This window comes from Paracoccus sp. Arc7-R13 (assembly GCF_004010775.1).
Lineage (GTDB): Bacteria > Pseudomonadota > Alphaproteobacteria > Rhodobacterales > Rhodobacteraceae > Paracoccus > Paracoccus marcusii.
In genome coordinates, this window is record NZ_CP034817.1 from 26,050 (window position 1) to 33,154 (window position 7,105).

7 protein-coding genes and 1 pseudogene are annotated in these 7,105 nt (G+C 64.4%); all 8 read left to right on the plus strand.

Annotated elements, in window-relative coordinates; all coding sequences use genetic code 11:
- Window positions 1-44 precede the first annotated feature (44 nt).
- A complete protein-coding gene (locus tag EOJ32_RS19815; RefSeq protein WP_127900023.1) occupies window positions 45-1,049 on the plus strand; it encodes an SIS domain-containing protein in 1,005 nt (334 codons plus the stop codon).
- Window positions 1,050-1,056: 7 nt separating this feature from the next.
- The gene (locus EOJ32_RS19820) at window positions 1,057-1,761 is read left to right on the plus strand and encodes a GntR family transcriptional regulator (protein WP_127900015.1); all 705 of its coding nucleotides are present in this window, start codon (window positions 1,057-1,059) and stop codon (window positions 1,759-1,761) included.
- A gap of 27 nt (window positions 1,762-1,788) precedes the next feature.
- Window positions 1,789-2,769, plus strand: coding sequence for an ornithine cyclodeaminase (locus tag EOJ32_RS19825; protein WP_127900016.1), 981 nt, complete (start codon window positions 1,789-1,791; stop codon window positions 2,767-2,769).
- Window positions 2,770-2,811: 42 nt separating this feature from the next.
- Complete coding sequence (locus EOJ32_RS19830) at window positions 2,812-3,906, plus strand: LacI family DNA-binding transcriptional regulator (RefSeq protein ID WP_127900017.1); 1,095 nt, start codon at window positions 2,812-2,814, stop codon at window positions 3,904-3,906.
- A gap of 165 nt (window positions 3,907-4,071) precedes the next feature.
- Window positions 4,072-4,914: a transporter substrate-binding domain-containing protein gene (locus tag EOJ32_RS19835; RefSeq protein ID WP_127900018.1), complete on the plus strand. Its 843-nt coding sequence runs from the start codon at window positions 4,072-4,074 to the stop codon at window positions 4,912-4,914.
- A gap of 47 nt (window positions 4,915-4,961) precedes the next feature.
- Window positions 4,962-5,885 (plus strand): amino acid ABC transporter permease, encoded by a 924-nt coding sequence (locus EOJ32_RS19840; RefSeq protein ID WP_240542624.1) that lies wholly within the window; start codon window positions 4,962-4,964, stop codon window positions 5,883-5,885.
- A complete protein-coding gene (locus EOJ32_RS19845; protein ID WP_127900019.1) occupies window positions 5,882-6,658 on the plus strand; it encodes an amino acid ABC transporter ATP-binding protein in 777 nt (258 codons plus the stop codon). The genes EOJ32_RS19840 and EOJ32_RS19845 overlap by 4 nt, the downstream gene beginning before the upstream one ends.
- A gap of 41 nt (window positions 6,659-6,699) precedes the next feature.
- A pseudogene (locus tag EOJ32_RS20500) lies at window positions 6,700-7,044 on the plus strand (TIM barrel protein); the annotation flags it as partial.
- Between the last annotated feature and the right edge of the window lie 61 nt (window positions 7,045-7,105).

Below are 7,105 nucleotides of genomic sequence, written 5' to 3' on the forward strand. Positions count from 1 at the left end.
CAATTAAATACGTATTATGTCGTCATATAGAAAAGGTGATGGCCATGTCGCTTCCTGCCCGTTTCCACCCTGATGTCGCCGCCGCGCTTGCGGCGATCGATGCGCCCGCGCTGCGCCATGTGTTCTTTGTCGCCTGCGGGGGATCGCTGTCGATCATGCACCCGGCAAAGTTCCTGCTGGACCAGCATGGCAGCCTCGCCTCCGATGTCTACAACGCGGCCGAATTCATCGCCCGTGCGCCGAAGCTGCTTGGCCCGGACACGCTGGTCGTTCTCTGCTCCATGACGGGCACGACCAGGGAGACCACGGCAGCCGGGCGGTTCGCACGTGAAAAGGGCGCCGTCACGGTGGGTCTGACGGTGGAGCCGACCTCCCCCCTTGGCCAGAGCGTCGACTTCCCGGTGAAGTTCGAGGCCCCCTACACCACAGGTGTGCCGATCGATGCCAAGGACAGCAACTATTCGTGCATCTACCAACTCGTGATGGGTCTGGTCGCCGCGCGGGGCGAGGAAGACCTGACCAAGCAGCTGATCGACAGCCTTCACAACCTGCAGACGGTGATTGACCGCGCGCAGGACAGCTTCGCCCCCTTGTGGGATCGCTACGCCGAGCATTTCGCCAAGCAGGACGTGATCTACACCATGGCGTCCGGGGCCAGCTATGGCGCGGCCTATTCCTTCGCGATCTGCGTGCTCATGGAAATGCAGTGGATCAACAGCCAGGCCATCCATTCGAACGAGTTCTTCCACGGCCCGTTTGAGGTTCTGGACGACAAGCGCTGCTTCGTGCTGCTGAAGGGCTGCGACAGCACCCGCGCGCTGGACGAACGCGCCGAGGAGTTCCTGCAGCGCTTCGGTTCGTCCGAGAACATCCTGGTGCTGGACGCCGACGCTCTGGATCTTTCGGGCATCGATGACCGGTTCAAGGGGAACGTCGCGCCCCTGATCTTCTTCGACACGCTCTGGCGCTTCATCTACAAGGTGGCTGATTTCCGTCAGCAGGTCATGCTGGAAGGACGTCGTTACATGAAGAAGTTGTCCGACTACTGAGGTGCCCATGAAGCAAGACGGTCTTCCGCCGCTGTACGAGCAGGTCCGCCGCCGGATCCTGTCGGAGATCGAGGCTGGCCGTCTTGCCGAGGGCACCTTCCTGCCGCCCGAACCCGACCTGTGCGCGGCCTATGGCGTCAGCCGGATCACGCTGCGCCGCGCGGTGGGGGAGCTGTGCGGGGAAGGGCGCCTGATCCGCCAGCAGGGCCGCGGCACCCTTGTCGCCTCGCACAAGATCCAGCAGACCATCTCGCTTTCCGGTTTCTCCGATACGGTGGAAGGCATGGGGCGCAAGGCGGGCCATGTCATCCTGGGCCGGGAGGATCGGCCCCGGATGTCCGGAGCCGCCCTCCGGCTGGAGGCGGAACGTCCCGTCCGCTTCGACCGCCTGCTGGAGGTGGATGGACGGCCGATGACGATCGAGACGCTGTGGTTCGACGCGGCCCGCTTTCCCCGCGCGGTAGACCCCGTGGGCGCCGGCGGGTCCTTCTTCGCCGCCTTGCTGAACGGCCATGAGGTCGCGCCCGCAGGGGCCGATCGGCTTATCGATGTCGGATATGCCGATCAGCGCGAAGCCGCGATCTTGGACATTCCGGCTATCCAGCCGGTCTACCGCATCGAGAAGCTGGTTCTGGACGGGCAGGGCCGGCCACTGGCCCTCTCGCAACTGGTGACGCCCTGTCACCTTGTCACGTTGAGCCTGCGCATCTGAGGTGACGCAGCTTCTGAAAGGAACGTCATGAAGGTATTCGACGCCGCTGCGGTTCATGCCGCGTTGCCTTGGTCCAATCTGATCCTGTCCTTGGCCGAGGCGCATCGCGGCCCGATGCCCGTGTCGGACGTGGTCGTCCAGGGCGATCCCGCCGGGGGGAGCGACCAGTTCATCACGCTTCCGGGCTGGGTGCCGGGCGGGCCGGTCGCGGTGAAGATGGTCGGCGTGTTTTCCGGCAACGAACGCCTTTCGCCACCACAGCCCAACGTGCAGGGTCTGGTGGCCATGTTCGACGGCAAGACGGGCGCGCCTCTTCTGGTCGCGGACGGCGCGGCCATGACCGCGCGCAAGACCGCCGGTGACTCGGCCCTCGGCGCGGCCATGCTTGCACGAGACGATGCGGAGATGCTTCTGATCGTGGGGGCGGGCGCGCTGGCACCGCATTTTGCCGAGGCGCATCTGGCGGCCGTTCCGTCGCTGCGCCGCGTGGCGATCTGGAACCGCACCGCCCTCAAGGCCGAGGCCGTGGCCGCCCATCTGCGCGCCCTCGGGATCGACGCCACCGCAGTCCGGGATCTGGACGCGGCCGTGGCCGGTGCGGACGTGATCAGTTGCGTCACGATGTCGGATCAGGCGCTCGTGAAGGGCTCGCTCCTGAAGCCGGGGGCGCATCTGGATCTGGTGGGCGCCTACATGACCTCTCTTCGCGAAGCCGACGATGCCGCGCTGCTGCGCGGACGCATCTTCGTCGACACGCGGCAGGGGATGCAGAACACCGGGGATCTTGGGCAGGCACTGGCATCGGGCCTGATCGGGCCTGATCGAATCATCGCAGACCACTTCGATCTGGCCCAGGGCCGCTGTGCCGGACGCCGGTCGGCTGAAGAAATCACCGTCTTCAAGAATGTGGGGGGTGCGCATCTGGATGTCTTCACCGCCATCGCGTTGAGCAGGGCCGGATATGGTGCGGACCACTTTGCGGATGCGACCGGCCACGTGGGACCGTAAGAACGACAGGGCGGCGGACAGCGGGCGGGAAAAGGGACACAGGTGGCATTAAGATCCAGGGCGACGATTGCCGATGTTGCACGACTTGCGGGTGTATCGACCGCGACGGCCGGACGGGTGCTGGGCGGCTACGGCTCCTCGCGCGAGGAGACGCGCGAGCAGGTGGAACGCGCGGCCCGGAAGTTAGGCTACAGGGCGAATGCGCTGGCGCGCAGCCTGATCACCGGGCAGACGCGGACGATAGGTGTCGTAGCCGGCGACATCCAGAACCCCTTCTATGCCTCGATCCTGCGCGGCATCGCCGATGTGGTGGAGACGGAAGATTTCGGCCTCCTGATCATGAACAGCGACGAGAACGTCGAGAAGGAGGTTCGCGCTGTAAATCTTCTGCTGGAAAAGCAGGTGGACGGCTTGATCGTTTCCCCCTGCGACACGCGGAATGCCCGTCATCTGCGCGATCTTCATGCATCGGGCGTTCCCCTTGTTCTTCTGGACCGCGCCGTGGCGGGGCTGGATGTGGACCGGATCGCGACCGAAAACATCGGCACGGCCGAACGCGCCGTCGAGGTGCTGATCCGCGCCGGTCATCGACGGATCGGCGTCGTGGCCGAGCTTGTGGAGGAACAGGAGGGCGGAGTCGCGGGCTTCATCAGGCGCGGTCTGGCGGGCGATGTCCTGTCCACGGACACGCTTTATCCAAGTTGGCAACGGATACTGGGATATCTTCGCGCGCATCGGCAGGCGGGCCTTCCGGTCGATCCCGCTTTGGTTGGCCGGGTTGGAAGCTATTCGGCTGACGGAGCGCGGAAGATCGCCTCGGCGCTGCTGGACCGGAGGGACCGCCCCACGGCGCTGTTCGCAACCGACGGCACGATGTCTGAAGGGGTGATGAGGTCCATCGCCGCTTCGGACCTGCGGATCCCGGACGACCTTTCGTTGGTGTGCTTCGATGATCTGGAGTGGATGGGCTTTCTGTCACCAGGCATCACCACCTTTGCGCAGCCACGCCTTGCTATGGGTGCCGCAACCGCGACCATGCTTCTGGACCGCATTCGGGGAACCGAGATTCCAAGCCGTGCGGTGCTGATGGAGGGGGAGTTCCTTCTTCGGGGTTCGGTTTCTGCCCCGGGGGCCTGAAACGGACGGCCAAAAAACGCCCTCGAACCGCTTTCACGAATTCTTTGTACTTGACGACTTGGGCGCCGCCATGCTGGTTTTATGAGAACGCTCTCTCGGATCCTCGTCAGAAGGAACGAAGGTGGCGATGCAAGGGCTCCGGCCCGACTAACATGGAGGTTTACGATGCTTCGCACGATCCTGACGGCCACCGCTCTCGCCACTATCCTCGCCACCTCCGCGTTGGCCGATGTGATCCCGGCGCTGCATGATGCACTGCCCCAGACCTACAAGGACAACGGCATCAAGGCCGCAGTCTTCAACGACTGGGCCCCCGATGAATTCCTGGACTCCGACGGCCAGCTCAAGGGATGGAGCGTGGACATCGCCAAGGAGATGGAAACGCGCCTTGGCGTTCCCTTCACCTTCGAGGGCACCAGCTTCGACGCAATCATTCCCGGCCTGATGTCACGTCGGTTCGATGCGGGCTTCGCGTCGTTCGGCACCACACCCGAACGCCTTCAGGCCATCGACTTCGTCGCGCAGCGCAAGATCGGGACTGCCTTCGCATATCCGATGGACAGCGATCTGGACATCAGGGCGCCGGGGGATGTCTGCGGGCTGACGGTCGCCGTCCTCAACGGCTCGTGGGACCTGGACCTTCTGGAAAAGCTCAACGCGGCGGACTGCAAGGACGATCCGGTCGTGCTGCAGATGCACGGCACCCAGGCGCAGGCGGAACTGGCCGTCCGTTCACGCCGGGCGCAGGCCACGGTTACCGGATCCGTGAAGCTGGCCTACATGGCGAAACAAACGGGCGACCTGAAAGTGTCCGATCTTGTTCTGGCGCCGGTCAACAGCTGCATCGGCGTGCGCAAGGACGATCCCCTGGGACAGGTCATGGCCGATACGATCCAGAGCATGATCGACGACGGCACCTATCGCGAAATCATGGCCAAATGGGGCTTGGACGACGCGGGCATGCTGACGGCCGGCCTGCTGATCACGGAAGAACATCCCGACCTCTAAGTGCGGGCGCACGCGCGATCTCCTGCCTCTTTCCAACAAGGAACGACATGCCGATGCAGACGGACCCCCGCCCATCCATACATGACATCCGACCCATTGCGGCACCACGGATTAGCCAGTGGATCGGTGGCGCGGCGCTGGTGTCATGCGCGGTGATCTTCATCCAGGTTCTGGTGACGAACCAGAACCTGCAATGGAGCGTGGTCGGCCGATACCTGTTCGCGCCGCCCATCCTGTCAGGTCTGGGGATGACGCTTCTTCTGACCGCGCTGGCCATGGTTCTGGGCCTTGCCATCGGCATCGTCCTCGCGATCATGCGCCTGTCGGACAGCCGGGTCTTCCAGGCAGCAAGCTGGGGATGGATCTGGTTCTTCCGGGGGGTCCCGCCGCTGGTGCAGATGATCTTCTGGTACAACCTTGCGCTTCTTCTGCCGGAGATTTCCATCGGGATTCCCTTTGGCGGCCCGAAGCTCGTGGCGTGGAACACGAACGAGCTGATCTCACCCTTCAGCGCCGCCATCATGGGGCTGGCCTTCACCGAAAGCGCTTATGCCGCCGAGATGATACGCGCCGGCATACAGGCCGTCAGCGGGGGCCAGACGGAGGCGGCGGCAACCCTTGGGATGACGCGCGGCCAGACGCTGCGGCGGATCGTGCTGCCGCAGGCCCTGCGAGTCGTCATCCCACCCATCGGGAACGACACGATCTCCATGCTGAAGTTCACGTCCCTCGTGTCGGTGCTGGCCCTGCCGGACCTGCTTTATTCGGCGCAGATGGTCTATGCGCGGACCTATCAGACAGTGCCGCTGCTGATCGTCGCGACGATCTGGTATCTTGTCCTGACGACCCTGCTGACCGTGACGGAACACGCGGTGGAGCACAGGCTCAAATCCACCCGCCGGACGGGCACGCGCAAGGGCGGGATCCTGTCCTTCCGGCTGTTCGCCGGCCAGCGTGGAGAGGTGCTATGACCCTGCATCCGGTGAACCAGCCCCTGCTGAAGGTCGAACGGCTGCGAAAGGCCTATGGAACGCACGAAGTTCTGCGGGGCATCGACCTAGCCGTGAACCGCGGCGACGTCACCTGCATCGTGGGTCCGTCAGGATCGGGCAAAAGCACGCTGCTGCGCTGCCTGAACTATCTGGAAAAGCCGACGGGCGGGATCGTGTACCTGAACGGCGATCCGATCGGCGTGCGCTGGAAGGGTGCAAAGCTGTACGAGATGGCGTTCAACGAACTGGCGCGTCAACGGCAGCGGATGGGAATGGTTTTTCAGGGCTTTCACCTGTTCCCCCACAAGACCGCGCTGGAAAACGTCATCGAGGCGCCGATCCTGGTGAAGGGCATCCCGAGGGAGCAGGCGGTGGAGGAGGCCATGAAGCTTCTGGATCGCGTCGGCATGAAGGACCGTGCGGACTACTACCCGGCGCAGCTTTCCGGCGGCCAGCAGCAGCGCGCCGCCATCGCCCGGTCCCTTGCGATGAAGCCCGACGTGATGCTGTTCGACGAGCCGACCTCGGCGCTCGATCCCGAACTGGTGGGCGAGGTGCTGGCCGTGATGCAGCAGTTGGCAACGGACGGGATGACCATGGTGGTCGTGACGCACGAGATGGCCTTCGCCCGGGATGTCGCGGATCACCTGATCTTCATGGATGGCGGCGTCATCGTGGAACAAGGGCCTCCGGCCGACGTGCTCGGGCGGCCGCAACACGAACGGACGCGCGCGTTCCTTGCGCGTCACTAGGGGAATGGAAGATGGCTCTCGACACCCGCAACATCGGCGTGATGAACTTCCACTATGTGCGCCACACGCTGGACCGGTTTCTGGCGGATGCCTGCGACACCGGCGTTTCGCGGATCGAACTGTGGGGGGCCGCGCCGCATTTCTACATCGGTGACGAGACGCTGGCTTCGGCGCGGGCACTCGGCAACCGCACCCGCGCCATGGGGCTGGAAATGGTCGCGTTCACGCCGGAGCAGTGCATCTATCCGATCAACATCTCCGCCCGCGAGGAGGCGTTGCGGGATCGTTCCCTCCGCTACTTCCTCGAAAGTCTGGAGTTTGCCGTGGAACTCGGCGCCCCTGCGGTTCTGGTGACTGCGGGCGGCGGTTACCGCGACGAACCCGTCTCGGATGCTCTGCGGCGGTGCGAGGATTCCATGGGCCTGCTGTGCGACCGTGCCGAACGGC